The sequence below is a fragment of the Rhodococcus sp. IEGM 1366 genome, assembly GCF_033142425.1.
Taxonomy (GTDB): domain Bacteria; phylum Actinomycetota; class Actinomycetes; order Mycobacteriales; family Mycobacteriaceae; genus Rhodococcus_F; species Rhodococcus_F globerula.
Genome location: NZ_JAWLRZ010000001.1, coordinates 49,813 through 76,718, shown reverse-complemented (window position 1 = coordinate 76,718; position 26,906 = coordinate 49,813). Strand labels below are relative to the sequence as shown.

Here is a 26,906-nt window from a genome sequence, read left to right as displayed (position 1 = left end):
AAGTTGAGAAAAAGGATCACCCTCGTTTCCCTTGACCGACTGGAGTTCATACATGCAGCGCACCGTGTTCAACGAGGATCACGAGGCATTCCGGGCAACCGTCCGCGATTTCATCGCGAAGGAAGTGACGCCAGTCCACGAGAAGTGGGAAGAAGACGGTCACCCGCCCCGTGATTTCTATCGCCGGTTGGGTGAGCTGGGCGTACTCGGAATTCAGGTTCCGGAGGAATATGGCGGAGGCGGTGAGTCCTCGCTCAAGTTCAATGTCGTCGTAGCTGAGGAAGTTGCCGCGGCCGGGGCGTCGTTCGGCTCGCAGTCGGTCCATACGAACCTCATCCTGCCGTACCTGCTCGAGTACGCAAACGAGGAACAGAAGAATCGGTGGCTGCCCGGGTTTGCATCCGGCGATCTGATGTTCGCGATTGCGATGACCGAACCGGGAACGGGCTCGGATCTGGCGAACATCGCGACGTCGGCCAAGCTGTCCGAGGACGGTACGCACTATGTGCTCAACGGAGCCAAGACGTTCATCACCGGCGGCGTGCTTGCCGATCGCATTCTGGTGGTGTGCCGGACCGCGCCCAGTACCGCGGAGAACCGTCGTAGTGGATTGTCGATTCTGGTGGTCGATACATCGTCACCGGGTTTCTCGGTGGGGCGCAAGATCAACAAGATCGGGCTCAAGACCTCGGACACCGCGGAGCTGTCGTTTGTCGACGTCCAGGTGCCTGTCGAGGATCGTCTCGGCGAAGAAGGTGACGGCTTCGGCTATCTGACCCACAACCTGGCGCAGGAACGATTGACCATTGCTTTCGGTGCGGCCGCGACGGCCACAGCAGCACTTCGATTTGCCATCGATTACGTCAAGGATCGCAAGGTCTTCGGCAAGCCGGTTGCGGCGTTCCAGAACACCAAATTCGTTCTGGCGGAGTGCGCTACCGAAGTTGATGCAATCCAGTTGGTGTCCGACAACGCACTGGAGTATCATGACCGTGGCACGCTGACCATCGCCGATGCAGCAAAGGCAAAGCTGTTCTGTACTGAGGCGGCCGGTCGAGTAATCGACAAATGCCTCCAGTTGCACGGTGGGTACGGGTACATCACCGAGTACCCCATCGCTCGCCTCTACGCTGATACACGCGTCACGCGAATCTACGGTGGTACAAGTGAAGTCATGAAAACCATCATTGCGAAAGATCTTGGCCTCTGACAGTTCTTGTGTACCTACAACTTCGGCCTCGGGAGAGTTTCCCGAGGCCGAAGTTGTATGCAGGTGATCAGAGTGCCGGAACGCCGACTGTGCCGTTCTTTGCCAGCTCGGCCGCACGATCTGCAGTCGTGCCGAGGATCTCGGCCAGTACGGTCACGGAATTTTCGCCGACTACCGGGGCGGGTCCGGTCGTGAGGTGAGTTCCGTTGAATGATGCGGGATGACCGGCGGCGAGGTAGGAGCCGATACGAGGTTGTTCGAGCGTCGTGAACATCGGGTTCTTTTCGAGTTCGCCGGATTCGACAACCGTTTCGAAACTCCGGTAGCGCTCGGACAGGATCGATGTCTTGTCCAGTGCTGCAGCAACTTCGGCGCCGGTGTGTTCGCGGAACCATCGCGAGAACAGGGCGGTGAGCACCTCGCGGTGGGTGTACCTGTCAGCTTCGGTGGTGAAATCTGCGCCCAAGGCAGCTTCGACGGCTTCGACGGCTTCGGTTGTTCCGGTCATGGCCGTGAGGTCACGGAAATGGCGGGTGGTCAGCGCGACGATCATGAAACGTTCGTTGTCGCTGGTGAGAAAATCGATTCCGTACGTTCCGTACACCGCGTTGCCGCCGGACGTGCGGCTGTGTCCGTTGATCTGGACCTCGGTGAAGTACCCGAGTGTGCCCGCCGTTGCGAGCGCGACGTCTTCGAGGGGGAGGGTGATCTGTGAACCCTCGCCGGTGGTGTCCCGTTTGCGTGCTGCGGATGTAATTGCCAGTGCCGCATGCAACCCGCAGGCCATGTCCCAGGCCGGAAGTACGTGATTGACGACGCCGGCGTGGTCTGCAGGCCCGGTCATCATCGGAAATCCCAACCCGGCGTTGACGGTGTAGTCGACTCCGGGGGAGCCGTCGCGGCGGCCCAGGATTTCCAGGGTTATCACGTCTTCTCGCAGAGCAGCGAGGGTGGCGTGGCTCATCCACGCGCGTCCGCCCGCGTTGGTGACCAGGATGCCGTTGCCGGGGCCGGGTGCGGTGACGAGTTGTTGCACCAATGCCTGCCCCTCGTCGGAGCGCATGTTCACGGCGAGTGACTTCTTGCCCTTGTTCAGGCCAGTCCAGTAGATGCTCTCGCCCTGATCGGTCACCGGCCAACGGTTGTAGTCCGAAGCGCCACCGATGGGATCGATTCGGATGACCTCGGCCCCGAGTTGGGAGAGTGTCAGTCCGCACAGGGGAGCCGCGACGAAGCTGGAGATCTCGATGATGCGGAGTCCTGCCAACGGGCCAGCGGAGGTGTTCTGGGTGGTCATGATGGTCCTTAGCGTGTCGGTCATGCCATCAGAGCTGTGAATCGCCAGTCAAGTACGGGGGTGTCGCTGGCAGAGCTGTTGTGGGAGTAAACAAGTGATCGAAGCTCGACGGCAGTGCCGTGTTCGAGTGGAGTGGCGCTCTCGACGCGGAGTTCGCTCGTGAGTGTATCGCCTTCGTGGACGGGTCCGGTGTGATCACACGAATGCCATCCGAGAACGGTGACCAGGTTCGGGAGTGCCCGAGTTGCCTGCGCGAGGGCGATACCGATGGTGTGGCCACCGTAGACAAGACGGCCATGGGCGCCGACGCGTTCGTCGTGATGTGTCGCCGCGATGTTGAGGCTCAACCGGGCGAGTTCGGGTGCGCTGGAGACGACGTCGCCGCTGCTGCGGTGGATCGAACCGACCAGTGCCTGATCGAAGTGCTTGCCGGGAACCTTGTTTCGATAGGCGTCAAGGTTCCAGTCTTTCGGCGTCACGTACGGGGCGAGCGCGTCAGGGCCGATGGACGACAGATCGTCGTCGTGCCGCGTGCGCCCGTCGTCGGGATTGCCGCTCAGTGGCAGCATCGCACAACGGTAGAAGTCCAGAACGGTGTTGCCGTTCTGGTCGGTGGACGTCATCCGCAGTGCCGCAAGGCCGGTGGGGGCGCGACCGGGCTTGGACGAGTTTTCGCGCAGTCCCACCACCTCGGTACGCGTGTACAGGGTGTCGCCGAGAACGGGGAACCTGTGGAATCGCAGTCCGCGGTAGAACAGGTTGGCCTTCACGTGGTGGGTAACCACCGTGGACTGGCCGATCGCGATGTCGGTTACCAAGCCGGGATTGGCAACGGGTGCAGCACTTCCCGTAACTGCAGTCGAGAGATGGGCGTCGAGGGACAGTCGCATCCGGTCGCCGAGGATGGCCTGATGGGTGGCGGCAAGGCCACTCGTCAGCGTTACCGCGGGAGCTTCGTCGAAAACCTGCCCGTGGGTGAGCTCGTCGAAATACGGTCCACCTACATAATGCTCGGCGGCGTAATGGTCGCTCCCATTCTGTACGCTCATGCCCTGACTCCTTCTGCTCGGGCGAGTGTGCGACGTGCTGCGACGGCGACGGCTTCGTCGAGCATCTGGCCGTCGAGTTGCGCTGCGCCGGCGCCGGAGGCTTCGGCTTCTTCGAGTGCGCCCAAGACGCGTCGGGCGTCGGTGACATCGGAGTCCGATGGTGTGAATGCCGCAGTAGCGGAATCGATCTGCGCCGGGTGGATAACCCACTTTCCGTCGAATCCGAGCGCGCTGGTCCAGGCCGCGGAGTGGCGGAAGGCGTCGTCGTCGGCAATTCCGAGAAACGGCCCGTCGATGGCAGCGATGCCCGCAGTGCGGCAGGCGATCAGAATTCTGTCCTGCACGGCCAGCCAGTGCTCCGGGAGAGCGGTGCGTGAGCGTCCCAGTGCTGCACCGAGATCGGCGTATCCGATGACGATTGCCTGCAGGCGCGTCGTCGATCGGGTGACGGCGTCGACGTTCGAGACGCCCAACGGTGTCTCGATGAGCGCTTGCAGGGTTATGGAGTGTCCGCCTGCTGCTACGAGAAGCCGCTGCGCTTCGAGGAGTTCCTCGGCAGATTCCACCTTCGGGACTATCGCACTGGTCAACGATTCGCCGAGTGCGCCGCACGCGGTCATGTCGGCGACGAACCACGGGGTGGTCGGTCCGTTGACGCGTACGGACACGGTTCGGGTTGCGCCGAACTCGCGAACGAGTTCGGTGACAAGCTCGCGGGCGGTGTTTTTGTTGGCAGTGGTGACGGCGTCCTCGAGATCGAGGATCACCTCGTCCGCGGTCGAGTTCAGTGCTTTGCGTGCTTTGCGCTCGTCGCTGCCGGGCGCAACCAGGGCTGTGCGGCGTCGGACAGTTGGGTACTCGTTGTTTGTCACGTGTGTCGATTACCTCGATCAGGGCCCAAATGTACGGCCAGTTGAAAATGTGGTGAGTTGCCGTGAATCAGTCGAAATTGCGTGGCTATTTCCAGAATTGCACTGGTTTTCCCACGATGCTGGCAGCATTTGCGGGTGACTGTCAAGGCGAAGTGTTGACAAAGGGTCAACAATGGCTGAATATGGCCGTACAAACTTTGAACAATGTCGAGGCGGATTCATGCTCAAGCTCAACGACGAAGAGACCTTCCTGGTCGACACGGTGCGATCGTTCATAGATCGCGAGGTCAAGCCCTCCGTGCAGGAGGTGGAGCACGCGAACGAATATCCCGAAAAGTGGATCGACCAGATGAAACAGATCGGGATCTACGGCCTCGCCATTCCCGAGGAATACGGTGGATGCCCTGTATCGATGCCTTGCTATGCGCAGGTAACCCAGGAGCTGTCCAGAGGTTGGATGACGCTAGCGGGTGCAATGGGTGGACATACGGTGGTAGCCAAGCTCATCACCCTGTTCGGCACCGAGGAACAGAAACTGAAGTATCTGCCGCTGATGGCAACCGGTGAAATTCGAGCCACCATGGCTCTTACCGAACCGGGTGGTGGCTCCGATCTGCAGGCGATGACAACCAACGCCAAGAGTGACGGTACCGATCTGGTCATCAACGGAGCCAAGACCTGGATCACCAATGCGCGGCGATCCGGTGTGATCGCACTGTTGTGCAAGACGGATCCTTCGGCAAGTCCGCGGCATGCCGGTATCTCGATCGTCCTGGTCGAACAGGGCGAGGGGCTCAACGTTTCCCGTGATCTCCCCAAGCTCGGCTACAAGGGCGTCGAGAGCTGCGAGTTGTCCTTCGACAACTACCGCATCTCCGAAGACGCGATCCTCGGCGGCGTGCCTGGTAAGGGTTTCGGTCAGATGATGAAGGGCCTCGAAACCGGCCGTATCCAGGTGGCTTGCCGGGCGCTCGGTGTTGCGACCGCTGCACTCGAGGATTCGCTTGCCTACGCGCAGCAGCGTGAAAGCTTCGGCAAACCGATCTGGAAGCATCAGTCGATCGGTAACTACCTCGCGGACATGGCGACGAAGCTGACCGCGGCTCGGCAATTGACCTGGCACGCGGCAGAGAAGTACGACAGCGGCGAGCGGTGCGACATGGAAGCCGGAATGGCCAAGCTGTATGCGTCCGAGGTTGCCATGGAAATTGCGTTGTCCGCGGTCCGCATTCACGGTGGCTACGGTTATTCGACGGAATACGACGTAGAGCGCTACTTCCGGGACGCCCCACTGATGATCGTGGGCGAGGGCACCAACGAGATTCAGCGCAATGTCATCGTCGCGCAGCTGGTTGCGCGCGGTGGTCTGTGACCACTCGGTGAGCCAGTAGAATCTGAATGCTATGAGCGGTAAGGAAAGAGAGACGGAGCCGGCGTATCAACGCCTCTCCCGTGAGCTTCGTCAGCAGATATCCGCCGGAACTTACCGCGACGGCCTTCAGCTACCCACCGAATCCGAACTGGCGGCGCGGCACGGCGTGAGCCGCCAGACGGTTCGACGAGCATTCCACGACCTGGTTTCCGAAGGCATCGTGTATCGGGTCCCGGGTCGTGGCACGTTCGTGACGGAGAACACCGGCCAGTATCTGCGGCATCTGGGGTCCATCGAAGACCTGATGAACCTGTCGAAGGACACGACAATGGAAGTCGTCGCGCCACTGGTTCGGCGTGTGGACATCGAAGCGGCAAGCAGGCTCCGGTTGGATACGGATGTGGTGTATACGGTGGTATTTCGCCGATTTCACGAGGGCATTCCCTTTGTACAGACCACCGCACACCTGCCCGAAGCTGTTGCCCGTCACATCGTCGACGCACCCGAAATGTTGGCAGGTGCCGTCAGCTCCTATACCGTGATCGGGTTATTGGAGCCACTGTTGGACAGTCCGATAATCGAAGCAGCGCAGTCGATTACGGTGGCACCGGCTACTGCTGACGTTGCCAGGGACGTGAATTGTGAACCCGGGCATGCGATGTTGCGCGTCGATCGCCTGTATACCAACGCTGCCGGTCTGGCCAACGAATTGTCCGTCAGCTACTTCCTGCCCGAGCAGTACACCTATCGAGTGACGCTACGGCGAGGCGCGCACTAGCGGTTCCCGCGGTCGTATCTCGTTGTCACCCAAAATCTCTCAGGAGAGACCATGCGAGTATTCAACGGAATCGACGACGTCGAGTCGGCAGTAGGCGAGCACCTCGGATACAGCGAGTGGTTTCCGGTCACCCAGGAGCGAGTCGACAAGTTTGCCGACGCGACCGAAGATCACCAGTGGATTCACGTGGATCCCGAACGCGCCGCGCAGGGTCCGTACGGCGGCACCATTGCACACGGCTACCTGACCCTGTCACTGCTGCCCGTGCTCGGTGCCCAGGTGATGCGCGTCGACGGCATTGCCATGACTGTCAACTACGGCAGCAACAAGGTTCGATTCCCCGAACCGGTCAAGGTCGGTTCGTCGGTTCGCGCAGGCGCTGAAATTCTGTCGTTCGAGCGCACTGCGAAGGGCGCGACGATTGTCGTGCGCTACACGATCGAGATCGAGGGCGCTACCAAGCCTGCGCTTGTTGCCGAGACGGTTCGCCTGCTTGTCGCCTGAGTCATTCTCACACTTACAGAACAAGATTCGAGGAAATCATGAAACGAGCAGCGCTGGTTGCGCCGGTTCGGACCGGGGTGGGCCGCTTCGGCGGGGCACTGCGTGACGTGCCTGCCGAGACTTTGGCAGCCACAGTGATCAAGGAGACGGTTCGTCGCAGCGGCATCGACCCTGCCCGCATCGACGATGTTGCGATGGGGCAGTCGTACGCCAATTCGGAGGCACCGTGCATCGGCCGGTGGGCAGCGCTCGAGGCCGGGCTTCCCATCTCGGTTGCCGGTTTCCAGACGGATCGCCGATGCGGAACGGGCCTGCAGGCCATCATCACCGCTGCGATGATGGTTCAAACAGGCGCTGCTGACGTTGTTGTTGCGGGCGGCGTCGAATCAATGAGTGGCATTGAGCACTACACCACCGGAGCGCGATGGGGCACCAAAGCCGGTGGGCTGCAACTGTTCGACAGGCTCGATCGTGGGCGTGAGCGGTCACAGCCGGAGTGGCGATTCGGCAAGATCAGCGGCATGATCGAAACCGCGGAGAATGTCGCGCAACGCTGCGACATCAGTCGCGAGCAGTCTGATCAGTTTGCGGTGGACAGTCATCGCAAGGCAACGGCAGCGCGAGATTCCGGCCGTTTCGACACCGAGATCGTCTCCGTGGAACTGACCGATCGTAAGGGCAACGTCACGGAGTTCCGCAGCGACGAGGGAATTCGCGACGACACGTCGATGGACACACTCGGTCGGTTGCGGACCGTCACGAAGGGTGGCGTCGTCACGGCCGGAAATGCCAGTCAGCAGAATGACGCTGCGGCTGCGATGTTGGTGGTTGCCGAAGATCGACTGGACGAGTTGGGTCTCGAACCGATCGGCTTCCTGGACAGTTGGGCTGCCGCCGGCTGTGAACCCGCGCTGATGGGACTCGGACCCGTCGCAGCAGTATCGAAGCTCTTTGCCCGGACCGGCGGCAGCTTCTCCGATTTCGAGTTGGTGGAGCTGAACGAGGCATTTGCGTGCCAGGTTCTCGGCGTCGTGAAGGAATGGGGCTTCGAGGACCTCGATCGGCTCAATGTCAACGGGTCCGGAATTTCACTCGGACATCCCGTCGGTGCGACGGGTGCCCGGATGACGACTACAGCCCTGCATGAACTCAGTCGCCGCGGTAGCGGAAAAGCGCTGCTGACCATGTGTATCGGCGGCGGGCAGGGCCTGGCCGCTGTGGTGGAATCCGCCTGAGCGTCCCCTGGGTACACTCCGTATGAGGGATAACAGCACTACGGAGGCGGTCGGGCATGGAGTCAAGCGGCGCTTTGAACATCGCCGATGTCCGGCGCGGGCAGGCGGCGCTCGAAGGCCTGGACGTGACTGTGTGGTCCAACAGGTTTGAACTGCTGTCCGATGCCAATCGCCTTCGGCTTCTCCTGTGTCTGCATCACGCGCCGGGGATCTGCGTCACGGACCTGTCCGTGGCATTGGGAATGAGCGGGACGGCTGTCTCGCATGCACTTCGGCTGCTTCGGAGCCAGGGGTGGGTGACAGCCACGCGAGACGGCCGTTCGATGCGTTACCAATTGGCTGACGACACCGTTCACCAGCTACTTCACTCGATCGGTGCCACGCACTTCGGCGACGATCCCACACATGGTCACTCGCACGACTGAACTACCACGACTGAAATACCACGACTGAACTAGGGAGTGGCGAAGAATTTCTCCACTGCCGGTGCGGCATTCGGGTTTCCGTTCATGATGCCGTTGCCCAGACCGATACCCGTTCCGATGGCTCCGCCGACGATGCATCCGGCGATGAAGTTGGGGAAGATCGACAAGCACCCAATCCCGATACCTGTGGCCGCACCGCCGAGCGTCGACTGCAAGCCGCCGTTGTTCCACCCGATATTGATTTCGTTCGTCATGGTGTCGAACGCAGCTTGTTTGGCATCGTTACCCGGGAAAAGCGTCGCTGCAGTTGGACTGTTCGTGCTTACCGGTTGGTTGAACGGATCGAAGCCGGTGTTCGGAGCTGCAACAGCCGTGCCGGCGCCTGCGCCGACGGCAGCAACGACAATCGCGGTCATGGTCAGAGTTCGGGACAGTTTCATGGGGAAAGCCAATCTGTCTGTGTGGAACTTTCGGGCACAAGCGGACCCGTCGACTTCCTCGCGACGGGTCGTGACAAGTGGCTACCCGGCTCCGATACCTCTGAAACCGCCCAGTCTCATTCGTTATTCGACACTCGAGCGCGGAGCGCTTCGTTCTCGGCGGCGAGCCTGGCAACGTCCGCCTGGAGTGAGTCGATCTGTTCCTGTAGTGGCCTGCGGGCAAGCGCCAGAGATTCGTCCATTCGTTCCTTGTCGTAGCGCGGAGTGATGTTTCGCGCGCAGTTCCAATCGAATGCTTCCACGTCGATGACTATCGAGCGCTGCGCCTTGGCCGACATGATGCCGCCGGGAACCTCCAGAAGTTGTTGCAGCAGCGTGGGGTCGGCATCGGCGTCGACTACGTGAGCGCGGCCGTAGATTTTCAGGCGGGTTCGTGTCGGATAGTCGACGACAAAGAGCGAGACGCGGTTGTTGGTCTCGAGGTTGCCGAGTGTCACGAATTGTTGATTTCCGGGCAGGTCGGCAAAGCCGATCCGGTTCGGACCCAACACGTGGAGAAACCCGCGGGGACCACCACGATGCTGGATGTACGGCCAACCGTCGGAAGTGACCGTGGACAGAAAGAACGAATCGACAGATGTAACGAAACCCCGAGCGCGAGAGTCGAATTCCATGGGGCCGGTATCGGGCTGATCGAGTTTGGATCCGTAGATCGTGAAACTGCCCGACTCGCGCTGGCGCTCGACCGCAGCGGGTGAGAACGCGATGTGTGCGTATCGACTCGACATCATTACTCTCCTTGCGCTCAGTGCCAACGGTGATCGGCGATTGCGGTGCGAGGCCCGAACTTCGGTTTGACGGCCTGGCCGCTGACCTGCAGGAGCCGGACCGCCCGATACCGATGCGGTTGCAGGGGAGCGAGGTACTCGACCATACGAGCGTCGTCGATCGGTTCCCCGAGGAGGGACCAGCCGACTACTGCGGCGAGATGGTAGTCGCCCACTGACAGAGCGTCGGAATCACCGAATGCACGCTGGGCAACTTCGGCGGCGGTCCAGATTCCGACGCCGGGCACGGCTCGCAATCGCCTCGTCGCCTCCGCCCTCGAGAAGGTTGACGCTTGCTCGAGCCGATCGGCGACCCGAGCGCACTGCACGATCGTCTTGGATCTTGCCGGGTCCACGTTCGCGCGATGAAACTCCCACGACGGCATCCGTCGCCACTGATCCGCGGTGAGTGGAACTCGCATTCCGTCGGGCGCCGGTCCGGGAGCTCGTTCTCCGAACTTGGTCAGCAGACGTCGCCACGCTGCAAAGGCGTCGACGCCGTGGACACGTTGTTCGAGGATGGCGGGGACGAGAGCCTCCATGACGCGTCCGGTGCGTCCGATCCGCAGATGCGGGAAGCGTCGATGAGCTTCGGCCAGCTTGGGATGTTCGGGAGCAAAATCGTCGGCTTCGTCGTCGAGACCGAGCAATGCTTCGGCTCCGCTCAGGAACTCCGTAGCGCCGACGCCCCACGACTGCACGCGGACGGTGTGGCGATCCGACTGTGTAATGCGGTAGGTCACAGGACCCGAAAGTTGGCGGGAAACTCGCCAGATCGCGCCGTCCGGGGTACGTCTGTGAGCGGGGTCGCCAGGTCCGCGCTGATGCGGGCTGAGCGTCAGCGCGGCATCGAGTGGTCGCTGAGAAGTCACCGTGACTTCGGCAGCCTCGAGTTTCGGCGTCATCGTCGGCCAGCGTATCTGCAACGGTCGCCCCGCGTTCAGACACATGTCGGTGGGGCAACGTAAGGTCCGAGCCATGATCATCGTGAGCACCGACGGATCCTGTCTGCGCAACCCCGGCGGAGCTATCGGCTGGGCTTGGGTAAATCACGAGGGTCCGTCGATGTCGGGCGGCGAATCATCCGGAACCAACCAGATCGCCGAGTTGAGGGCGCTCTTCGAGGCCGTTGTCGCTCACCCCGGAGACGAGCCTTTGCTCATCGAATCGGACTCCCAGTACGCCATCAAATGTGCGTCGGAGTGGCTGCCGAGTTGGAAGCGCAAGGGCTGGAAAACCGCGAGCGGCGGCGCTGTCAAGAACCTGGAACTTGTGCAGAGCATCGACCGTGCCATCACCGATCGTGTCGGGCCGGTGCGTTTCCGTTGGGTCCGCGGGCACGTGGGCAACCACTACAACGAGATGGCCGACAAGCTGGCAGGCGAAGCCGCCCGTGCGATTGTCTCCGGGGACATCGAGTCGGTACCACTTGCTGCGCAGGCACCGGTGCCGGTGAAAAAAGAAGTAACCGTCGTGAACTCCTCGTACAAGGAGAAGTCCACGACGGCTGTCGAACCGGAAGATCTGTTCACGCTGTTCTAAAAGGCGTAGCCCCTAGATCAAGCTGCCCTCATGCACCGCTCGATCGAATGCCGGCAAGGGGCCGCCGGCACGCAGGGTGGTGGCGAGTGCCGGATCAGCCAAGTGCAAGCGGCCGATCGCGATCAGATCGAACTCTCCGCTACCGATGCGCTCCTCGAGCTGGGGGATGTTGTCCACGACGGGTGCAACGCCTTCGATGCGACTGTCGCGCAGTGACTTTCCGAGGCCGACGCTGCCCACGGCCATGGTGACGGCGCCAGTCAGCTTCTTGGCCCAGCCGGCGAGCGAGAGGTCGCTGCCTTCGAAGGCGGGAACGTCGAAGCGTCGGATGCTGGCGTCCAGCACATCGACCCCGGCATCGACCAAAGCGCCCAGGATCACGCCCAGCTCTTCCGGGGTTTCCGCGATCTTCGCGGTGAAATCCTGCTGCTTGTGCTGGGAGAAGCGGTAGATGATCGGCAGATCGGGGCCGATGGCTTCGCGGATCGCCGCAACGACGGCTGCGGGGAATTTGGTACGACGCTCCAAGTCGCCGCCCCACGCGTCGTCGCGCCGGTTGGTGCCTTCCCAGAAGAAGGAATCCAGTAGGTAGCCGTGGCCGCCGTGGATGGCGATGCCGTCGAAGCCGAGCTCGACAGCGTGCTTCGCACTGCGGACGTAGGCGGCGATCACGTCTTCGATGTCCTGCTCGGTCATCGCGTCGGTTGTTGCCTGAGCGCGCTCGACGTAGGCGGCAGAGTACGAGGTGACACCGAGCGGGCCCCACTCACCGGACGGGCGCATCGGTTTGAGCGAAGGATCCATCTGCGTCATCGCGCCCCACAACGGGCCGACGTGCCAGAGCTGCGGCACGATCTTGCCGCCGGCGCCGTGAACGTCGTCGATGACCTTGCGCCAGCCGGCCTGAGCGGCGGGCGTATGCAGGTTGGGGACGTTGGCATGGTCGACCGCAGTTACGTGGTCGATCGCAACGCCTTCGGTGACGATCAGGCCGGTGCCGCCCTCAGCGCGTCGACGGTAGTAGTCGGCGACATCCTGACCGGGGACGCCCTCGATGGAGTAGGTCCGCGTCATCGGGGACATGACGATGCGGTTGGGCAATTCGAGCGAACGAATGCGCAAAGGCTGGAAAAGGGGACTGGTCATGTCAATCACAGTGCTTTCATGAATCGGAAGAATCCGGGGTCCTGATCGACGCGCAACCTCGTGAGAGTGCGGTAGCTGATCAGCCACTTACCGTTCTCTTTGCGGTATTCCTCGTGGTAGTGGCCGTAGCCGTGCAGGTGCAATTCCTTCTCACCGTCGTTCCACCACAGCATGTCCTCCATCGCCCAGATTCCCGTGGCGGTGGTGGGGGAGGTCAACACGATTTCAGGTGTGTGTGCGTGGTGCGCCGTGGTGAGAGGAATCTCGCCGTCGAGCATGTTCCGGATGGCGTTGGTGAGTTTCTCGATACCGACCACCTGATTGGAGGTGTCACCGGTCTTGGGTTGCTTGTCCGTGGGGAGGCCGCCCCAGGTTTCGCTGACGACGTCCTCGGTGTGCAGTGTCGGGTAGATATGCCACTGCTTGGTGTCCATGCAACGCAGGCGAGCCGAGAAGACCTTCTTGATTTCCTCGATTGCGAGTAGTTCCTCGACAGGACTGAGTGACGCGACTTCGGACTCGGTCAAAGACATGCAACCTCCAGCAGTAATCGGCAAGATGCCTTCAGATTCGAGTGCGTACGGCCTTGCCGTCAATCACCTGTCTCAGTGAGCGCGACAACACTCGGTATGGTCGAGCAAACGGAAGGAGCGCTCGCTATGTGCGTAGATACGGATTCGGTCCCCGGGGCCGAGGAGATCGCCGCGGTTCGGGACTTTTGGGATGAGCTGGGTGTTCCGGGCTTGATCGACGTTCACACCCATTTCATGCCCAAGAGTGTCATGGACAAAGTGTGGGGGTACTTCGACTCGGCAGGGCCGATGATCGGTCGACCATGGCCGATCACGTATCGCCTGGTGGAAGAGGAACGCGTACAGCGGCTGCGTGAATTCGGAGTCCGCGCCTTTACCTCGATGATCTACCCGCACAAGAACGCGATGGCTGAGTGGCTCAATCAGTGGGCCGTCGAGTTTGCCGCCCAAACGCCGGATTGCCTACATACGGCCACGTTCTATCCCGAAGAGACGGCCGCGTCGTACGTCGGGAAAGCGTTGGAGTCGGGCGCGCGAATCTTCAAGTCCCACATCCAGGTCGGCAATTACGACCCTAACGATCCGTTGCTCGACAACGTGTGGGGCCAACTCGAGGACGCCGAGACACCCATCGTCATTCACTGTGGCTCAGGGCCGGCGCCGGGTACGTTCACCGGGCCGGATCGAATCGCGTCGTTGCTGGCGCGCTACCCGAGGTTGCCGCTGATCATCGCGCACATGGGTATGCCGGAGTACAGCGAATTCCTTGATCTTGCAGAGGCGTACGGGAATGTGCGCCTGGACACCACCATGGCGTTCACCGACTTCACGGAAGAGCAGTGTGCCTTTCCCAAGTCGGATATCTCTCGCCTGATCGACATGCAGGACCGGATACTCTTCGGGAGCGATTTCCCGAACATTCCGTACCCGTATCTCAAATCGTTGCAAGCACTTACGCGGTTCGATCTCGGGGACGAGTGGTTGCGCGCCGTCGTACACGACAACGCGGCCAAGCTCTTCTCGGTGAGCTGAGCTCACCGAGAAGAACTTCAGCTCAGCGCAGTTTGATACTGCCGCCGTCGGCCATCAACGTCTGACCGGTCATGTACTGCGAGTCGTCGCTCGCGAGGAACACGACGACGGGAGCGATGTCGGTTTCGGGATCACCGATACGTCCGAGAGGAACCTTGGCCACCGACGCGGCTGCACGCTCGGGGAAGGCTTCCTGCCACTTGACGACGCCTTCGGTTGCGGCGAACGGGCAGACCACGTTGACCCGAATGCCTTCCGGCGCCCACTCGTTGGCAACGACGCGGGTCAGACCGCGCACAGCTTCCTTGGCCGCTGCGTACGACGTCTGGGTGGGCATACCGTCCAAGCCTGAACCGGAGGCGAAGTTGATGACCGAACCCTTGGTCTTCGCCAGTTCGTCGTGGCACGCCTGCATCAGGTGGACAACCGGGTAGAAGCCGGTGTTGAAGGACAGGTCGAACATGTCCTGCGTGGTTTCCAGCAGCGGGGCCTGACGAGACGCGTGGGCGTTGTTGACCAGGATGTCGAGCTTGCCGAACGCCTCGAGTGCGGCGTCGCGGATCTGCTCGGCCGAACCTGCGGCGGCAAGGTCGACGTTGAGGAACTTGCCGGCGCCGGCCAGTTCCTGCTCGAGGGCCTGGCCCTGCTCGTCGTTGATGTCGACGAACAGGACCTTCGCGCCTTCACGGGCAAAGACTCGGGTGATTGCGCGACCGATTCCGCCGGCGCCGCCGGTGACAATCGCTACCTTGCCGTTCAACCTCATGAAAACGCTCCTTCTGTGTTTGATGCTGTTTAGACGGTTGCGGTCTCGTCGACTGCGAGTGCGATCTTCTCGAGGCCGGCGATGCTGTAAGCAGCGTAGGTCTCGTAGGGGCCACGGCCCGAGAAGTACGACGAGAGCTGACCACCGAGCTCTTCGACGGTGAACGCGGATCCGGCTGCGTCGAAACGGTTCTCGACCTTCGGTGCTTCCATCAGCGCCACCATCTTGCCGTAGACGACAAAGACCTGTCCGTTGATCTCGTCCGAGGCGGGCGAAGCCAGGTAGCTGACCAGAGTTGCAACACGCTCGGGTGCAAGCGGATCGAGACCGGTGACACCGGTGTTGTTCTCGCCGAACGCATCTGCTGTCATTGCTGTCCGGGCGCGCGGGCAGATTGCGTTGCTGCGGACGCCGTAACGGGAGAGGCCGGCTGCGCTCGAGAGCGTCAGAGCCGTGATGCCGGCCTTGGCTGCCGAGTAGTTGGGCTGTCCGGCGCTGCCGAAGAGGAAGGCTTCGGAGGAGGTGTTGATGATGCGTCCGTAGACGGGAGCATCAGCTGCTTTGCTTGCGGCGCGCCAGTGCACTGCAGCTGCATGGGAGGTTGCGGCGTGGCCCTTGAGGTGCACGCGAATGACGTCGTCCCAGTCGGATTCGGTCAGGTTGAAGATCATCTTGTCGCGCAGGATGCCCGCGTTGTTGACGAGGATGTCGAAGGAGCCGAAGTTCTTGACGCCTTCCTCGACGAAGCGCGCACCGAGAGACCAGTCGGAGACGTCGCCCGTGATGGCGATGGCCTGTCCGCCTGCAGCCTTGATCTCGTCGACCACGTCATTGGCTGCGGGGCCCATGTCGTTGACGATGACGGCTGCGCCGGCTGCTGCGAGGCCGAGTGCCTCCGCGCGGCCGAGTCCGGCGCCGGCACCGGTGACTGCGGCTACTTTGCCTTCCAAGCTCAGTGATTGCGTCATGTCGTGCTCCTTCGATCCGGGTCAGAAATTAGTATTCATTCTAATTTGTTCAATCTATTTTGGCGTAAATTCGGCAAAACTAGCAGAGTCAAAATCAGAATTAGTTCTAGTTTTGATCAGAAATGCGAGCCAGAACACTACAGTCCCGGTCAGTGGGAGCGGTGATGTAGGTCACGAGCTGGACATGCCACCTTGTGGCTACGCGCCGACCGGGCGCGCACGCACTTGCGTCACCGCCGACACTGCCCGGAGCAACCCATGTTCAACGACTCGCCTGCTCGGAAGCATCTACGCCCCAGCCAATCGTCGGAGATCCTCACAGCAGGATCCGCTCTGGCTGCATCGGGTGGAACAACGGGAGGATCTGCGCAGCTCCTGGCATCGTTGTTGGGACGTCGGATCGGCGGATGACGCACTCGAAGTACCACTAGATGCGGCCGGGCCGGACCTGCCGCACCTGAAATAACGGAAGGCACCAACAGTGTCACTGAATTTGGCAGATCTGTACGAGGGCGTAACGGACTTGATCTCGGACCGCACGGCAATCGTGTGCGACGGGCGTCGACGGACATACGCGGAACTCGACGAAGGCTCGAACCGCATCGCCCATCACCTCGCGAGTGTTGGCGTCGGACCGGGAGATCACGTCGCCTTGCACATGCGCAACAGCATCGAATACGTCGAGAGCCTGTTGGGCTGCCTCAAGATTCGCGCAGTGCCGATCAATGTCAACTACCGCTACGTCGATGCCGAGCTGACGTACCTCTACAACGACTCCATGGCGGTCGCACTCATCGTCGACGAGGAGTTTGCCGACACCGTCGCGTCGATCCTTCCCACAACGCCCGGCGTCAAGCATGTTGTCGTCGTCGGCGAAGCCGAGCTTGCCGGCGTCGACAGCATCAGTTACGACGTTGCAACGCAGGCGCAGTCGGCCAAGCGAGACTTCGGGCCGCGCAGCGAAGACGACCTCTTTGTCATCTACACCGGCGGCACGACGGGTATGCCCAAGGGCGTCATGTGGCGTCACGAGGATTTCTACTTCGCAGCGCTCACAGGTGGAAACCCGTTCGGCCCTCCGCACGTCAAGGCCGAAGATCTGTACGCCGCTGTGCCGCACGTCCCCGCGATGAACATGCTCAGCACTGCACCGCTGATGCACGGCGCGGCGTCCTACTCGTTGTTCACCGGATTCTTCATGGGCGCCAACGCAATTCTGATGGCGCGTTTCGACGCGAAGAAGACGCTCCAGCTTGCCGGGAGCGAAAAGGCCGTCTCCATCACCGTTGTCGGCGACGCGATGGCACGCCCGCTCGCCGACGAATTGGCTGCGAACGCGGCCGAATACGACCTCAGCACGGTGGGCATGGTCTCGTCCGGCGGAGCGTTGTTCTCGCTCTCACTGCGTGAGCAGTTGAAGTCGATTCTTCCGAACCTGATCATCCGCGACGGTTTCGGTTCGTCCGAGTCCGGCGTCGACGGCAACCTCGAGATCGGCGCGGACGGCTTGATGCGGATCGCCGCTCGCGACGAGACTCGTGTCGTGGACGATCGGATGCGTCCGCTCGAGCCCGGTTCACCCGAGACCGGGTACATCGCTCGTTCCGGTCACGTTCCGGTCGGATACTTCAACGATCCCGTGAAGACGGCAGCGACGTTCCCCGTCGTCGACGGCGTCCGCATGTCGGTACTCGGCGACATCGGACGGGTCGAGGCCGACGGCTCGATCGTTCTGCTGGGGCGCGGTTCTCAGTGCATCAACACCGGTGGCGAGAAGGTGTACCCCGAAGAGGTCGAGCAGGCACTCAAGAGTCATCCGGCTGTTCTCGACGCCTTGGTTGCCGGAGTGCCGGACGACAAGTTCGGCGAGCGCGTGGCTGCGGTCATCACCACTCGTGACGGTTTCGCTGTCCCGGACCTCGCCGAGATCGGTGAGCATTGCGCGTCTCAGGTCGCGCGGTACAAGGTGCCTCGTACCGTCGTGAGCGTGTCGGAGATCCGTCGTTCTCCCAGTGGCAAGGCCGACTACCGCTGGGCCAAGGCAACTTTGACGGAAGCTAACTAGTTCGACGTCATCCAGCGCGTTTTGTGAGGGACGCGCTGGATGACGCTCGGGCAGAGCGCAGAACTAGTTCGTTACTCCTGCGGCCAAGAGGGCGCGGGCTTCGGGGCGGCCGTCGAGGAGCGCGTTCGTACGCAATTCGACCTTCCAGACGCCGTCGTTCTTGACCAGTTCCCACCGGTTCGCGGTGATCCGGAGAACCTTGAATCCGGACGGGTTCTCGGGATCCTTGATGACGAGCTGCGAGTGGCAGGTTGCCACGGCTTTGTTGCCGTCGATGCGGATGTGCGCCGGCGTCATCATGTGCGCTGCGCCGTTCATGATCCAGTTCTGATGAGCGGCACTGCGCACCATGGCGCGGAGTTCGCCACGGCCGTGCATTGCTCCCGTGTCGACGTCGTAGACACCGTCCTCGAGCCACAGGTTTGCGACCTCGTCGGCAGATCCACTGTCGACGGCCGGGCTGTACGCGGTGAGCAGTTCGGTGATGGCCAGCTTGTCTTCGAGCAATTCGACTCGGGCAATCAGTGATTCGACCAGGGCAAGTGAGTTGCTCAGTGCGGTGGCGTCGGTCATCGGCATTCCTTACGTAGACGAAGTGGATCTATCAGGTGAAATCGATGCCCTCGGCGAGGGCGATGCGGTGAAGTTCCTCGAGTTGTTCCGCGAAGTGCTCAGCGCTCGACGCGCTGATCGACGTGCTGGCGATCGTGGCACCGGCGTCGCGGACTCGGGTCAGTGAGCGGACGACGCGTTCCGGGTCGCCGAGCGGATCGAAGGCTGCGCCAGTGGACAAGATGACGTCGAAGTTCTCGGGGAGCGGCGCTGCCGCGAGCATGTCCGCGAGCTCCGAGAGGCGCAGTCCGAAGGGAACCCAGCCGTCGCCATGGGTGAGTGCGCGGCGCAGTGAGCGCTTGGTGCGGCCACCGATCCAGAGAGGCACTCGCGGTTGGACGGCGTGCGGCTCGACAACAAATCCCGAGTAGTCGTAGAACTCGCCGTGGTACTCCGGGAGCGGAGTGGAGAGCGAGGTGCGCAGCGCTGCGAGGGCGTCGTCGGCGCGAGCTCCACGATCGGTGAACGGAGCGTTTATGAGATCGAATTCTTCTTTTAGCGTCCCGACTCCGAGGCCGAGGACAAGTCGCCCGTTGCTGACCCGATCCAGCGTTCCGTAGCGCTTCGCGATCTCCAGTGGGTGGTGGTATCCCAGCACGAGCACTTGAGTTGCGAGCCGAATAGTGCGTGTTCGAGCCGCAAGATATCCGAGTGTTGCGAGCGGATCCCAGTAGGTTCCGCCGCGTTCTCCGGCTATTTCTGTGGGAACTGCGATATGTTCACTGCAGGTCAGGTGGTGAAAACCGAGGCGATCAGCAGTTTCGGCGATCTGTGCGACCTCGTCGATCTCAGCCGTCGCTTCCCAATCTGATCGGGTGCTGGGGTGCTGGATCAGTACCGGTGTGACGAGTCCGAGGTGCATCGAGCGTTTATAGCTGCGACGAGCAGTTCTGGCACAGAAATTTCCGGTGATCGGGATGAGATTGTCGGATTGGCTTTCCAGATACTGTGACCTGGGTTATAGTCACTAGAATCAATTCCAGTTTCCGGGAGGCGTCAATGACCATCGTTGAAATCAACGACACCATGACCACTGCTCAGCCGACCAGCGCTCAGGCTAAAAAGGATCTTCCGCCGTCGATGGTCGAGCGGATGACGCTGATTCTCGACGCCTTCGACGGACGCGCAGCACGGCTCACCCTGGAAGAGGTGGCGTGCCGCACGCAGTTGCCGCGCTCCACCGTCCACCGCATTCTCGATCAGCTCGTCAAGCTCGACTGGGTAGATCACGCATCGTTCGGCTACTGCCTCGGACGGCGTGCACTCGGCCTCGGTGGCGGCGACGGTGGCCACAGCCAGATTCGTGAAGCTGCTGCACCCCTCCTGCACGAACTGCACCTTCAGACCGGAATGGTTGTGCACCTCTCGGTGCTCGACGGCCGTGAAACTGTTTATCTCGACAAGGTCGGCGGCCGGTTTGCCGCTGCACTCCCGTCGCGCGTCGGTGGCCGGGTTCTTGCGCACTCCACCGCGGGCGGCAAGGCGATGCTCGCGTGGATCGATCCGGAGCGCGTCGACGCCTTGTTCGGCGCGACCCTTCCGCGCTGTACCGAGAACACCATCGCGGAGATCGGCATCTTGCATCAGGAACTCAACCGCATCCGTCAGCGCCGGGGCTTGGCCTTCGAGCGCGGTGAATCCGCTCGCGGCCTGGCATGCGTGGCCGCTGCGATTCGTGGGCATGAAGGCCCCGTCGGCAGCATTGCGTTGTGCGGCGACATGCGGACGGCTCAGCTCGAGCGAGTCGCCCCGTTGGTAGTCGACGCGGCCCGTGAGGTCTCGCGCTCGCTGTACCCCGAGCTGGGTGCGCCTCGCCGTGGCCGCAAGGCTCCTCCGATCCCGACAAACACCTTCTCGGCAGACACGATGGACCGACTTCTGGCGGCGTCCACCGAGCAGTGGATCTGAGTTTTCTTGCCCTTTCTGTCTCGCTGATCGGGACGGTTCGTAGCAGCTCAGCGGCGGTGATGGCACCGTTCCGGGTATGACGACTGAACTGAGCTACGAGGACACTCTGAAAGAGCTGCAGACCGATCTCGGTGTGCTTCGGTATCACGAGGCCGGCGACGGTCCGCCGCTGGTGCTGCTGCACGGATCAGGTCCCGGAGTCACCGGGTGGCGCAACTACCGCGGCGTTCTCGCGGACTTCGCCGAGCACTTCCACTGCTACGTTCTCGAGTTCCCCGGCTTCGGCGTCAGCGACCCGGGCGACGGCCATCCGATGATGATGGCTCAGGCTTCGGTCAGCGCGTTCCTCGACGGACTCGGTCTCGGTCCCGTCCACCTGATCGGCAACTCCATGGGCGGCATTGTCGCCACCAAGGTCGCGATCGACGAACCGCACCGCGTCAGCAAGCTCGTCACCATCGGTGGCATGGGCAAGAACACCTTCTCGCCCGGCCCCGGTGAAGGCATCAAGCTCCTCATGGAATTCACCGACAACCCCACCCGCGAAGCCCTGATCCGTTGGCTGCAGTCGATGGTCTTCGACCCGGCCGTTGTCACCGAGCAGCTCATCGAAGAGCGTTGGGCGCTCGCCACCGAGCCGACGACCCTCGAGATCGCACGCCGGATGTACAGCAGCAAGGCCATGGCCGCTATGGGCGCCGCCGCTGCTGCGTCGACGGATGTTCCGTACTGGGCACAGTTGAACAAGATCAAGGCTCCGACACTGCTCACCTGGGGTCGCGATGACCGCGTCAGCCCCGTCGACATGGCGATTCTGCCGATGCGCGACATTCCCAACGGTGAAGTGCACATCTTCCCCAGGTGCGGTCACTGGACGATGATCGAGGCCCGCGACGCCTGGGTCTCGGCAGTTCTGGCATTCCTTACCCGCCCGTAAGGGCCTTCGGCCCCCGTGCGCCTTTCCGGCAGTTCCCACTACCAAAAAGGCGCACAGGGGCTGCTCCCACTCACCGGGAAGCATTTCTGCACTACCGATCCGCACCTGCCACGGTTTCACCAACAGATTTTCACCTCGCCAGATCTTCCAGGAGGACGCGATGCTCAGTGATACGCAGCGAGTTTTCCGCCGCAAGGTAGTTGGTGGGCAGGAAGACCAGTTGATCGACATCGCGCTTGGACTCGCCGCGAAGAAGTCTGCCTAGGCATTCGCCGGGTACCGAAACCAGAAAGCCGAGAAAACCATGGGACAGGTTCTAGACAACATCTCTCAGTTCGCCGACGAGATCCGCGCAGGCGGCGTCGAGGGCGACAAGATCATGCAGCTGTCGGACGGCAACGCGAAGCGTCTTCGCGATTCCGGCGTCATCCGCATGTTCCAGCCCAAGGAATTCGGTGGGCTCGAATCGCACCCGCGTGAGTTCGCCGAGACGGCAATGGCTATCGGCGCGATGGACGGCGCAACCGGCTGGGTCAGCGGCATCGTTGGCGTCCACCCGTGGGAGCTTGCATTCTTCGACAAGAAGGCGCAGGAAGAGGTCTGGGGCGAGAACCCGGACACCTGGATGGCTTCCCCGTACGCACCGATGGGTGTTGCTCGTCCCGTCGACGGTGGCTACATCCTCAACGGTCGCTGGTCATTCTCCTCGGGAACGGATCACTGTGACTGGGTCATGATCGGCGCGATGGTCGGCGACGCCGAGGGCAAGCCCCTCATGCCGCCGAAGCACCTGCACGTCCTGCTGCCGCGTAGCGATTACGAAATCGACCAGGACAGCTGGAACGTCGTGGGCCTGCGAGGCACCGGTTCCAAGGACCTCATCATCAAGGATGCTTTTCTCCCCGCCTACCGCACCATCGACGCGTCCAAGGTGTACGACGGCAGCGCGTGGAAGGAAGCCGGCCGCACGGAGACCCTGTACAAGTTCCCGTTCTCCTGCATCTTCCCGCTCGGCATCACCTCCTCGTTGATCGGTATCGCCGAAGGCGCATTGGCCTGCAACATTGCAGCCCAGCGTGAGCGCGTCACAGTCAGTGGTGTCCCGATCAAGGAAGATCCGTACGTACTCTTCGCCATCGGCGAGGCTGCTGCGGAGATCGCGGCTTCGCGCGCGGCGATCCTCGAGACGGTCGACCGTTTCTGGGACATGACCGAAAAGGGCCAGGAAGTTTCGTTCGAACTTCGTTCCATCGGCCGACGCACTCAGACGGCTGCCGCGTGGCGTGCAGTGCGCGCAGTGGACGAGATCTTCGCTCGCTCCGGCGGCGGCGCCCTCCAGCTCAGCACTCCGATGCAGCGATTCTGGCGTGACGCGCACGCGGGTCTCTCGCATGCCATCCACGTGCCCGGATCGATCTTCCACGCGTCGACCCTGACGCAGCTCGGTGGCGAGCCGCAGGGCATCCACCGCTCGATGATCTAGTCCCACAAATACTTTCGAAGCAAGGACGGTTAGGCATGACTGAAATTCGGGGCCTGGGGTATCTCAGGATCCAAACGCAGGACGTGGCTCGCTGGCGCGAGCTCGTGGTTGACGGACTCGGTCTCGCGGTCGGCAGCGGCCCGGAACCCGACGGCCTCTACCTCCGTCTGGACGAGCGTCGCTCGCGACTGATCGTCCTTCCGGGTGAGTCGGACAAGGCGCTGGCAGTGGGCTGGGAAGTGCGAGATCAGTTCGCGCTCCAGCGTGTTCGCGAAGCCGTCGAGAAGGCCGGGGTCGAGGTCGAGGTTCTCTCCGAGACCGATGCCAGCTACCGCGACGCCGAGCAGGTCATCGCGTTCAACGATCCCAACGGCAACCGTGTCGAGGTCTTCTTCGGGCCGGTTCTCGACCACAGCCCGTTGGTCACCCCGCACGGTGGACGCTTTGTCACCGGCGATCAGGGACTCGGCCACGTCGTGCTCCCCGTCACGCGTTTCGACGAAGCACACGCCTTCTACACCGAGGTTCTCGGCTTCCTGCCGCGCGGCTCCATTCGCCTCGGCGGTATCGACGCGCCGCCGCCAGCTCGCCGTGTCCGCTTCATGGGTGTCAACCAGCGTCACCACAGCCTGGCTCTGTGCCCGGCCCCGCCGGTCGACGAGCCTGGTCTGGTGCACCTGATGATGGAAGCCGAGACCCTCGACTCTGTCGGTCAGGCACTCGATCGTGTCGCCAAGCTCGGCTTCACGATCTCCTCGACCTTGGGGCGCCACACGAACGACAAGATGGTGTCGTTCTACGTGCGCGCTCCCGGTGGTTGGGACCTCGAATTCGGTTGCGAGGGAATGCTGGTCGACGAAGCGTTCTACACCGCTGAGGAAATCACAGCGGACAGCTACTGGGGCCACGACTGGTCCGCAAGCGAACCGCTTGCGGCCTTCACGCCCAAGAGCTAGTTTCACCCGGCAAAAGGCTCGGCCCCGACTTTCGCGTCGGGGCCGAGCCTTTTGTTGTCGGCGATCAGGAAGCTGCTGCAGCCAAACCGATTTCGAGGTCGGCGAGGATATCGTCGATTCCTTCGATTCCGACTGCCAGGCGGACGAGTCCCGGGGTAACGCCCGACGCGAGCTGCTCCTCGGGAGTGAGCTGCGAGTGCGTCGTCGACGCGGGATGGATGACCAGCGAGCGGACGTCACCGATGTTGGCGACGTGGCTGTGCAGAGTCAGGGCGTTGACGAACTTCTTACCCGCATCGACCCCACCGGCCAGCTCGAACGCCACGATCGCGCCGGTGCCCTTGGGCGCCAGCTGCTTTCCGCGCTCGTGCCACGGAGATGACGGCAGTCCGGCGTAGGCCACCGACGTAACCTCGGCGCGGCTGTCGAGGAACTCGGCCACCTTCTGCGCATTGGACACGTGGCGCTCGATACGCAGGCTCAACGTTTCGATGCCTTGCGAAATCAGGAACGCGTTGAACGGTGCGATTGCCGAACCGAGGTCGCGCAGAAGCTGAACGCGGGCCTTGAGAGCGTAAGCGGGCGCACCGAGGTCGGCAAAGGTGACGCCGTGGTAGCTGGGATCCGGGGTGGTGAAATTGGTGTGGCGACCCTGGGTCCAGTCGAAAGTTCCGCCGTCGATGATGACGCCGGCAATCGCGGTGCCATGTCCGCCAAGGTATTTGGTGGCGGAGTGTACGACGATGTCCGCGCCGTGCTTCAGCGGCTGAATGAGATACGGAGTTGCAACGGTGTTGTCCACGATCAGCGGGATGCCGTTCTCATGGGCAATCGCACTGATGCCGGGGATGTCGAACACGTCGTTCTTCGGGTTGGAGATGGTTTCGCCGTAGAACGCCTTGGTGTTCGGACGGATTGCGTCGCGCCAGTGATCGAGGTTGTCCGGGTCTTCGACGAAGTCGACGGTGATACCGAGCTTGGGCAGCGTGTAGTGGAAAAGGTTGTACGTGCCGCCGTACAGACGCGGGCTCGAGACGATGTGGTCACCGGCTTCGGCGAGGTTGAGGATCGCGAACGTCTCCGCAGCCTGACCGGACGCGACCAGTAGAGCCGCAACTCCGCCTTCGAGGGCAGCGATGCGCTGTTCGACTGCATCCTGCGTCGGGTTCATGATGCGGGTGTAGATGTTGCCGGGTTCGGCGAGGCCGAACAGCGCGGCGGCGTGGTCGGTGCTGTCGAAGACGTAGCTGGTGGTCTGGTAGATCGGCAGTGCCCGAGCATTGGTGGCGCTGTCGGGGCCCTGCCCGGCGTGGACCTGCTTGGTTTCGAACGACCAGTTGGCGGTCGGATCAATTTCGGCTGGGGTGTTCTCGCTCATGAATTCATACTCCGTAGTGAAGGTGATTGATGCGGGTCAGGCGGTTTCGACGACTGTATGCACTGGAACAGGATTGCGGGTGAGATCAAGCACGGGGCAATGGGCGTCGACCGTCTCCTGCAACTCCAGGTAGCGCTCACGCGATTCCGGGCCGGTCAGTGTGACAACCACACGAACCTCGGAAAAACCGGGGCGGACAGCGTCGTCGAATCCGAAGAAGCCGCGCACGTCGAGGTCGCCCTCGGCGCGTGCCGAGATGTCGTCGAGTCGGATGCCGAGCTTGTCCGCCCATACTCGATACGTCACCACCTGGCAGGACAGAAGTGAAGCGAGGTAGTACTCGACCGGATTGGCGGCAGTGTTCTCGCCGCCGAGGGCCGGCGGTTCGTCGACCTCGACGCTGTATTTGCCGAGCGTGACTGTGCTGGCAACGGCATCGTGGGCTTGCGCCGACGCCTTGAAGACGACATGAGCCTTGCCGGAGTCCTTGCCGATCGCGTCAGCGTTCGCGGCAACAACGGAACTCAAGTGTGAAACGGATGCGGTGGTCATGACAGAAAGATCCCCTGATCTGGGTGAGCATACGAATACCTTCCGCGGGCGGTGACCGCGGAAGTAGGTCCGATCAGAAGATCGGACACCCAGAGGTACAGACGTGCGCAAAATCGACATGGCGACGCCGCGTCAGCAGCGTGCGTGTCGTGTATGCGCCGAATCCCGTCACGCCAGTGACTGTAACCGGCTGGCAACCTTTCCCACCAGCCCTATAGGGAATCTGTCCCGAATGCTGGTTGCTCATGCGGTCGGGGCGTTGTTCCAACGTGGCACTCGGCGGTTGGCAAATGCGTCGAGTCCCTCGGCGATGTCCGGCGATTGCAGGATGTGATCGCGCGCCGTGTCGGTGACATTCCAGCCCTGCGAATCATCTTCGGTGTACAGGGCATTCACCGACTTCAAAGTCAGGCTCACCGAGGTGGGGGAGGATTCGCAGATTTCCGACGCCATAGCCAATGCTTCGTCGAGCGCCTTGCCCGGTTCGGTTACCGCATTGACGACGCCCAAATTCAGCGCGCGTTCGGGATCGAGTGTGCGGCCGGTAATCAAGAGTTCACGGGCAACGTTGAGAGGTAGTGCGCGTGGTGCCCGGAACAGGGCTCCCGACGTGGCGACCAATCCGCGGCGGGTCTCGGGAAGGCCGAATTGTGCTGTGCGAGAAGCAACAATCAAGTCGCAGGCCAGGGCGATTTCGAATCCGCCGCCCAATGCGTATCCCTCGACTGCTGCGATCAACGGCGTGTTGCGCTGTCGCCGGATGATGCCGTATTCGCCACCGCGCGGCATGCGAAGGTCGGCGCGCTCACGGATGTCGGTGCCGGCGCAGAAGACGGAGGTTGTGCCGGTGATGATGCCGACCCACAGCTCGGGATCGTCGTCGAGGAGGTCGAGTGCGGATTCGATGCCTTCGGCGGTTTCGCGGTTGATGGCGTTGCGACGTTCTTCGCGTTCGATCCGAACGATAAGTACTTTGCCCTGGCGTTCAGTGGTTACAGTCGACATAATTGGACTGTAGT

The 26,906-nt window shown here is 62.0% G+C and carries 29 protein-coding genes; 14 read left to right on the top strand and 15 right to left on the bottom strand.

Annotated features, from left to right (window positions below):
- Positions 1 to 52 precede the first annotated feature (52 nt).
- A complete protein-coding gene (locus tag R4P64_RS00360; RefSeq protein ID WP_317818844.1) occupies positions 53 to 1,210 on the top strand; it encodes an acyl-CoA dehydrogenase family protein in 1,158 nt (385 codons plus the stop codon).
- Between the two features lie 67 nt (positions 1,211 to 1,277).
- Here R4P64_RS00360 and R4P64_RS00355 read toward each other — a convergent pair whose 3' ends face one another.
- The 3 genes from R4P64_RS00355 to R4P64_RS00345 are packed head-to-tail and all read right to left on the bottom strand — an operon-like array spanning position 1,278 to position 4,428.
- Positions 1,278 to 2,507: a CoA transferase gene (locus R4P64_RS00355; protein ID WP_317818843.1), complete on the bottom strand. Its 1,230-nt coding sequence runs from the start codon at positions 2,505 to 2,507 to the stop codon at positions 1,278 to 1,280.
- A gap of 20 nt (positions 2,508 to 2,527) precedes the next feature.
- A complete protein-coding gene (locus R4P64_RS00350; RefSeq protein ID WP_317818841.1) occupies positions 2,528 to 3,556 on the bottom strand; it encodes a MaoC family dehydratase in 1,029 nt (342 codons plus the stop codon).
- Complete coding sequence (locus R4P64_RS00345; protein WP_317818840.1) at positions 3,553 to 4,428, bottom strand: CoA ester lyase; 876 nt, start codon at positions 4,426 to 4,428, stop codon at positions 3,553 to 3,555. The genes R4P64_RS00350 and R4P64_RS00345 overlap by 4 nt, the downstream gene beginning before the upstream one ends.
- 220 nt (positions 4,429 to 4,648) lie before the next feature.
- On the opposite strand from R4P64_RS00345, the gene R4P64_RS00340 reads away from it, so the two are divergent.
- The 5 genes from R4P64_RS00340 to R4P64_RS00320 are packed head-to-tail and all read left to right on the top strand — an operon-like array spanning position 4,649 to position 8,742.
- Positions 4,649 to 5,800 (top strand): acyl-CoA dehydrogenase family protein, encoded by a 1,152-nt coding sequence (locus tag R4P64_RS00340; RefSeq protein ID WP_033233268.1) that lies wholly within the window; start codon positions 4,649 to 4,651, stop codon positions 5,798 to 5,800.
- A gap of 31 nt (positions 5,801 to 5,831) precedes the next feature.
- A complete protein-coding gene (locus tag R4P64_RS00335; RefSeq protein ID WP_033233266.1) occupies positions 5,832 to 6,578 on the top strand; it encodes a GntR family transcriptional regulator in 747 nt (248 codons plus the stop codon).
- Positions 6,579 to 6,629: 51 nt separating this feature from the next.
- The gene (locus R4P64_RS00330; protein ID WP_172936979.1) at positions 6,630 to 7,082 is read left to right on the top strand and encodes a MaoC family dehydratase; all 453 of its coding nucleotides are present in this window, start codon (positions 6,630 to 6,632) and stop codon (positions 7,080 to 7,082) included.
- Between the two features lie 38 nt (positions 7,083 to 7,120).
- A complete protein-coding gene (locus R4P64_RS00325; RefSeq protein WP_092804087.1) occupies positions 7,121 to 8,317 on the top strand; it encodes an acetyl-CoA C-acetyltransferase in 1,197 nt (398 codons plus the stop codon).
- A gap of 56 nt (positions 8,318 to 8,373) precedes the next feature.
- Complete coding sequence (locus R4P64_RS00320) at positions 8,374 to 8,742, top strand: ArsR/SmtB family transcription factor (protein ID WP_033233260.1); 369 nt, start codon at positions 8,374 to 8,376, stop codon at positions 8,740 to 8,742.
- Between the two features lie 29 nt (positions 8,743 to 8,771).
- Here R4P64_RS00320 and R4P64_RS00315 read toward each other — a convergent pair whose 3' ends face one another.
- The 3 genes from R4P64_RS00315 to R4P64_RS00305 all read right to left on the bottom strand — a co-directional run bounded on the left by R4P64_RS00315 (position 8,772) and on the right by R4P64_RS00305 (position 10,914).
- Complete coding sequence (locus R4P64_RS00315; RefSeq protein ID WP_033233259.1) at positions 8,772 to 9,182, bottom strand: hypothetical protein; 411 nt, start codon at positions 9,180 to 9,182, stop codon at positions 8,772 to 8,774.
- 116 nt (positions 9,183 to 9,298) lie between these two features.
- A complete protein-coding gene (locus tag R4P64_RS00310; protein WP_317818838.1) occupies positions 9,299 to 9,970 on the bottom strand; it encodes a pyridoxamine 5'-phosphate oxidase family protein in 672 nt (223 codons plus the stop codon).
- 17 nt (positions 9,971 to 9,987) lie between these two features.
- On the bottom strand, positions 9,988 to 10,914 hold the full coding sequence (locus R4P64_RS00305; RefSeq protein WP_033233255.1) for a DNA-3-methyladenine glycosylase family protein: 927 nt from the start codon (positions 10,912 to 10,914) through the stop codon (positions 9,988 to 9,990).
- 73 nt (positions 10,915 to 10,987) lie between these two features.
- Here R4P64_RS00305 and R4P64_RS00300 point away from each other — a divergent pair, with 73 nt between their 5' ends.
- The gene (locus R4P64_RS00300; protein WP_219112971.1) at positions 10,988 to 11,551 is read left to right on the top strand and encodes a ribonuclease H; all 564 of its coding nucleotides are present in this window, start codon (positions 10,988 to 10,990) and stop codon (positions 11,549 to 11,551) included.
- Positions 11,552 to 11,563: 12 nt separating this feature from the next.
- Here the strand turns inward: R4P64_RS00300 and R4P64_RS00295 are convergent, their stop codons facing one another.
- Together R4P64_RS00295 and R4P64_RS00290 are read right to left on the bottom strand one after the other, a co-directional pair.
- Entirely contained in the window at positions 11,564 to 12,697 is a 1,134-nt protein-coding gene (locus tag R4P64_RS00295; RefSeq protein ID WP_033233811.1) for an NADH:flavin oxidoreductase, read from the bottom strand.
- A gap of 5 nt (positions 12,698 to 12,702) precedes the next feature.
- Entirely contained in the window at positions 12,703 to 13,230 is a 528-nt protein-coding gene (locus R4P64_RS00290; protein WP_033233253.1) for a nuclear transport factor 2 family protein, read from the bottom strand.
- Between the two features lie 126 nt (positions 13,231 to 13,356).
- Between R4P64_RS00290 and R4P64_RS00285 the strand changes: the two genes are divergently transcribed.
- Positions 13,357 to 14,262 carry an amidohydrolase family protein gene (locus R4P64_RS00285; protein ID WP_051730442.1) on the top strand — a complete coding sequence of 302 codons (906 nt, stop codon included), beginning with the start codon at positions 13,357 to 13,359 and terminating at the stop codon, positions 14,260 to 14,262.
- A 22-nt stretch (positions 14,263 to 14,284) separates the two neighbouring features.
- Here the strand turns inward: R4P64_RS00285 and R4P64_RS00280 are convergent, their stop codons facing one another.
- Complete coding sequence (locus R4P64_RS00280) at positions 14,285 to 15,028, bottom strand: SDR family NAD(P)-dependent oxidoreductase (protein ID WP_033233251.1); 744 nt, start codon at positions 15,026 to 15,028, stop codon at positions 14,285 to 14,287.
- Positions 15,029 to 15,057: 29 nt separating this feature from the next.
- Positions 15,058 to 15,996 (bottom strand): 3-oxoacyl-ACP reductase, encoded by a 939-nt coding sequence (locus R4P64_RS00275; RefSeq protein WP_033233249.1) that lies wholly within the window; start codon positions 15,994 to 15,996, stop codon positions 15,058 to 15,060.
- Positions 15,997 to 16,477: 481 nt separating this feature from the next.
- On the opposite strand from R4P64_RS00275, the gene R4P64_RS00270 reads away from it, so the two are divergent.
- Positions 16,478 to 18,061 (top strand): acyl-CoA synthetase, encoded by a 1,584-nt coding sequence (locus R4P64_RS00270; protein ID WP_033233247.1) that lies wholly within the window; start codon positions 16,478 to 16,480, stop codon positions 18,059 to 18,061.
- A 63-nt stretch (positions 18,062 to 18,124) separates the two neighbouring features.
- On the opposite strand, the gene R4P64_RS00265 is transcribed toward R4P64_RS00270, so the two are convergent.
- Both R4P64_RS00265 and R4P64_RS00260 read right to left on the bottom strand, forming a co-directional pair.
- Positions 18,125 to 18,634, bottom strand: coding sequence for a nuclear transport factor 2 family protein (locus R4P64_RS00265; protein ID WP_033233245.1), 510 nt, complete (start codon positions 18,632 to 18,634; stop codon positions 18,125 to 18,127).
- 31 nt (positions 18,635 to 18,665) lie between these two features.
- A complete protein-coding gene (locus R4P64_RS00260) occupies positions 18,666 to 19,535 on the bottom strand; it encodes a TIGR03619 family F420-dependent LLM class oxidoreductase (RefSeq protein ID WP_033233243.1) in 870 nt (289 codons plus the stop codon).
- A gap of 137 nt (positions 19,536 to 19,672) precedes the next feature.
- Here R4P64_RS00260 and R4P64_RS00255 point away from each other — a divergent pair, with 137 nt between their 5' ends.
- The 5 genes from R4P64_RS00255 (at position 19,673) to bphC (ending at position 23,957) form a co-directional block, all read left to right on the top strand.
- Complete coding sequence (locus R4P64_RS00255; RefSeq protein ID WP_033233241.1) at positions 19,673 to 20,581, top strand: IclR family transcriptional regulator; 909 nt, start codon at positions 19,673 to 19,675, stop codon at positions 20,579 to 20,581.
- A 76-nt stretch (positions 20,582 to 20,657) separates the two neighbouring features.
- A complete protein-coding gene (locus R4P64_RS00250; protein ID WP_033233239.1) occupies positions 20,658 to 21,518 on the top strand; it encodes an alpha/beta fold hydrolase in 861 nt (286 codons plus the stop codon).
- Positions 21,519 to 21,678: 160 nt separating this feature from the next.
- The gene (locus tag R4P64_RS33965) at positions 21,679 to 21,783 is read left to right on the top strand and encodes a hypothetical protein (protein ID WP_072782658.1); all 105 of its coding nucleotides are present in this window, start codon (positions 21,679 to 21,681) and stop codon (positions 21,781 to 21,783) included.
- A 39-nt stretch (positions 21,784 to 21,822) separates the two neighbouring features.
- Complete coding sequence (locus R4P64_RS00245) at positions 21,823 to 23,001, top strand: acyl-CoA dehydrogenase family protein (protein WP_033233236.1); 1,179 nt, start codon at positions 21,823 to 21,825, stop codon at positions 22,999 to 23,001.
- A 35-nt stretch (positions 23,002 to 23,036) separates the two neighbouring features.
- Positions 23,037 to 23,957: a biphenyl-2,3-diol 1,2-dioxygenase gene (bphC, locus tag R4P64_RS00240; protein WP_033233234.1), complete on the top strand. Its 921-nt coding sequence runs from the start codon at positions 23,037 to 23,039 to the stop codon at positions 23,955 to 23,957.
- 64 nt (positions 23,958 to 24,021) lie between these two features.
- Here the strand turns inward: bphC and R4P64_RS00235 are convergent, their stop codons facing one another.
- From R4P64_RS00235 to R4P64_RS00225, 3 genes are all read right to left on the bottom strand, one after another.
- Complete coding sequence (locus tag R4P64_RS00235) at positions 24,022 to 25,335, bottom strand: bifunctional o-acetylhomoserine/o-acetylserine sulfhydrylase (protein ID WP_141485160.1); 1,314 nt, start codon at positions 25,333 to 25,335, stop codon at positions 24,022 to 24,024.
- A gap of 36 nt (positions 25,336 to 25,371) precedes the next feature.
- The gene (locus R4P64_RS00230) at positions 25,372 to 25,887 is read right to left on the bottom strand and encodes an OsmC family protein (RefSeq protein ID WP_033233232.1); all 516 of its coding nucleotides are present in this window, start codon (positions 25,885 to 25,887) and stop codon (positions 25,372 to 25,374) included.
- 243 nt (positions 25,888 to 26,130) lie between these two features.
- Positions 26,131 to 26,892 carry an enoyl-CoA hydratase-related protein gene (locus R4P64_RS00225; RefSeq protein ID WP_187328524.1) on the bottom strand — a complete coding sequence of 254 codons (762 nt, stop codon included), beginning with the start codon at positions 26,890 to 26,892 and terminating at the stop codon, positions 26,131 to 26,133.
- Between the last annotated feature and the right edge of the window lie 14 nt (positions 26,893 to 26,906).

Bases quoted from the DNA above. Each gene is read 5' to 3' on its own strand.
- R4P64_RS00360 (WP_317818844.1), top strand. From the start codon at position 53: ATGCAGCGCACCGTGTTCAACGAGGATCACGAGGCATTCCGGGCAACC.
- R4P64_RS00355 (WP_317818843.1), bottom strand. From the start codon at position 2,507: ATGACCACCCAGAACACCTCCGCTGGCCCGTTGGCAGGACTCCGCATC.
- R4P64_RS00350 (WP_317818841.1), bottom strand. From the start codon at position 3,556: ATGAGCGTACAGAATGGGAGCGACCATTACGCCGCCGAGCATTATGTA.
- R4P64_RS00340 (WP_033233268.1), top strand. From the start codon at position 4,649: ATGCTCAAGCTCAACGACGAAGAGACCTTCCTGGTCGACACGGTGCGA.
- R4P64_RS00335 (WP_033233266.1), top strand. From the start codon at position 5,832: ATGAGCGGTAAGGAAAGAGAGACGGAGCCGGCGTATCAACGCCTCTCC.
- R4P64_RS00330 (WP_172936979.1), top strand. From the start codon at position 6,630: ATGCGAGTATTCAACGGAATCGACGACGTCGAGTCGGCAGTAGGCGAG.
- R4P64_RS00325 (WP_092804087.1), top strand. From the start codon at position 7,121: ATGAAACGAGCAGCGCTGGTTGCGCCGGTTCGGACCGGGGTGGGCCGC.
- R4P64_RS00320 (WP_033233260.1), top strand. From the start codon at position 8,374: ATGGAGTCAAGCGGCGCTTTGAACATCGCCGATGTCCGGCGCGGGCAG.
- R4P64_RS00315 (WP_033233259.1), bottom strand. From the start codon at position 9,182: ATGAAACTGTCCCGAACTCTGACCATGACCGCGATTGTCGTTGCTGCC.
- R4P64_RS00310 (WP_317818838.1), bottom strand. From the start codon at position 9,970: ATGTCGAGTCGATACGCACACATCGCGTTCTCACCCGCTGCGGTCGAG.
- R4P64_RS00305 (WP_033233255.1), bottom strand. From the start codon at position 10,914: ATGACGCCGAAACTCGAGGCTGCCGAAGTCACGGTGACTTCTCAGCGA.
- R4P64_RS00300 (WP_219112971.1), top strand. From the start codon at position 10,988: ATGATCATCGTGAGCACCGACGGATCCTGTCTGCGCAACCCCGGCGGA.
- R4P64_RS00295 (WP_033233811.1), bottom strand. From the start codon at position 12,697: ATGACCAGTCCCCTTTTCCAGCCTTTGCGCATTCGTTCGCTCGAATTG.
- R4P64_RS00290 (WP_033233253.1), bottom strand. From the start codon at position 13,230: ATGTCTTTGACCGAGTCCGAAGTCGCGTCACTCAGTCCTGTCGAGGAA.
- R4P64_RS00285 (WP_051730442.1), top strand. From the start codon at position 13,357: ATGTGCGTAGATACGGATTCGGTCCCCGGGGCCGAGGAGATCGCCGCG.
- R4P64_RS00280 (WP_033233251.1), bottom strand. From the start codon at position 15,028: ATGAGGTTGAACGGCAAGGTAGCGATTGTCACCGGCGGCGCCGGCGGA.
- R4P64_RS00275 (WP_033233249.1), bottom strand. From the start codon at position 15,996: ATGACGCAATCACTGAGCTTGGAAGGCAAAGTAGCCGCAGTCACCGGT.
- R4P64_RS00265 (WP_033233245.1), bottom strand. From the start codon at position 18,634: ATGACCGACGCCACCGCACTGAGCAACTCACTTGCCCTGGTCGAATCA.
- R4P64_RS00260 (WP_033233243.1), bottom strand. From the start codon at position 19,535: ATGCACCTCGGACTCGTCACACCGGTACTGATCCAGCACCCCAGCACC.
- R4P64_RS00255 (WP_033233241.1), top strand. From the start codon at position 19,673: ATGACCATCGTTGAAATCAACGACACCATGACCACTGCTCAGCCGACC.
- R4P64_RS00250 (WP_033233239.1), top strand. From the start codon at position 20,658: ATGACGACTGAACTGAGCTACGAGGACACTCTGAAAGAGCTGCAGACC.
- R4P64_RS33965 (WP_072782658.1), top strand. From the start codon at position 21,679: ATGCTCAGTGATACGCAGCGAGTTTTCCGCCGCAAGGTAGTTGGTGGG.
- R4P64_RS00245 (WP_033233236.1), top strand. From the start codon at position 21,823: ATGGGACAGGTTCTAGACAACATCTCTCAGTTCGCCGACGAGATCCGC.
- bphC (WP_033233234.1), top strand. From the start codon at position 23,037: ATGACTGAAATTCGGGGCCTGGGGTATCTCAGGATCCAAACGCAGGAC.
- R4P64_RS00235 (WP_141485160.1), bottom strand. From the start codon at position 25,335: ATGAGCGAGAACACCCCAGCCGAAATTGATCCGACCGCCAACTGGTCG.
- R4P64_RS00230 (WP_033233232.1), bottom strand. From the start codon at position 25,887: ATGACCACCGCATCCGTTTCACACTTGAGTTCCGTTGTTGCCGCGAAC.
- R4P64_RS00225 (WP_187328524.1), bottom strand. From the start codon at position 26,892: ATGTCGACTGTAACCACTGAACGCCAGGGCAAAGTACTTATCGTTCGG.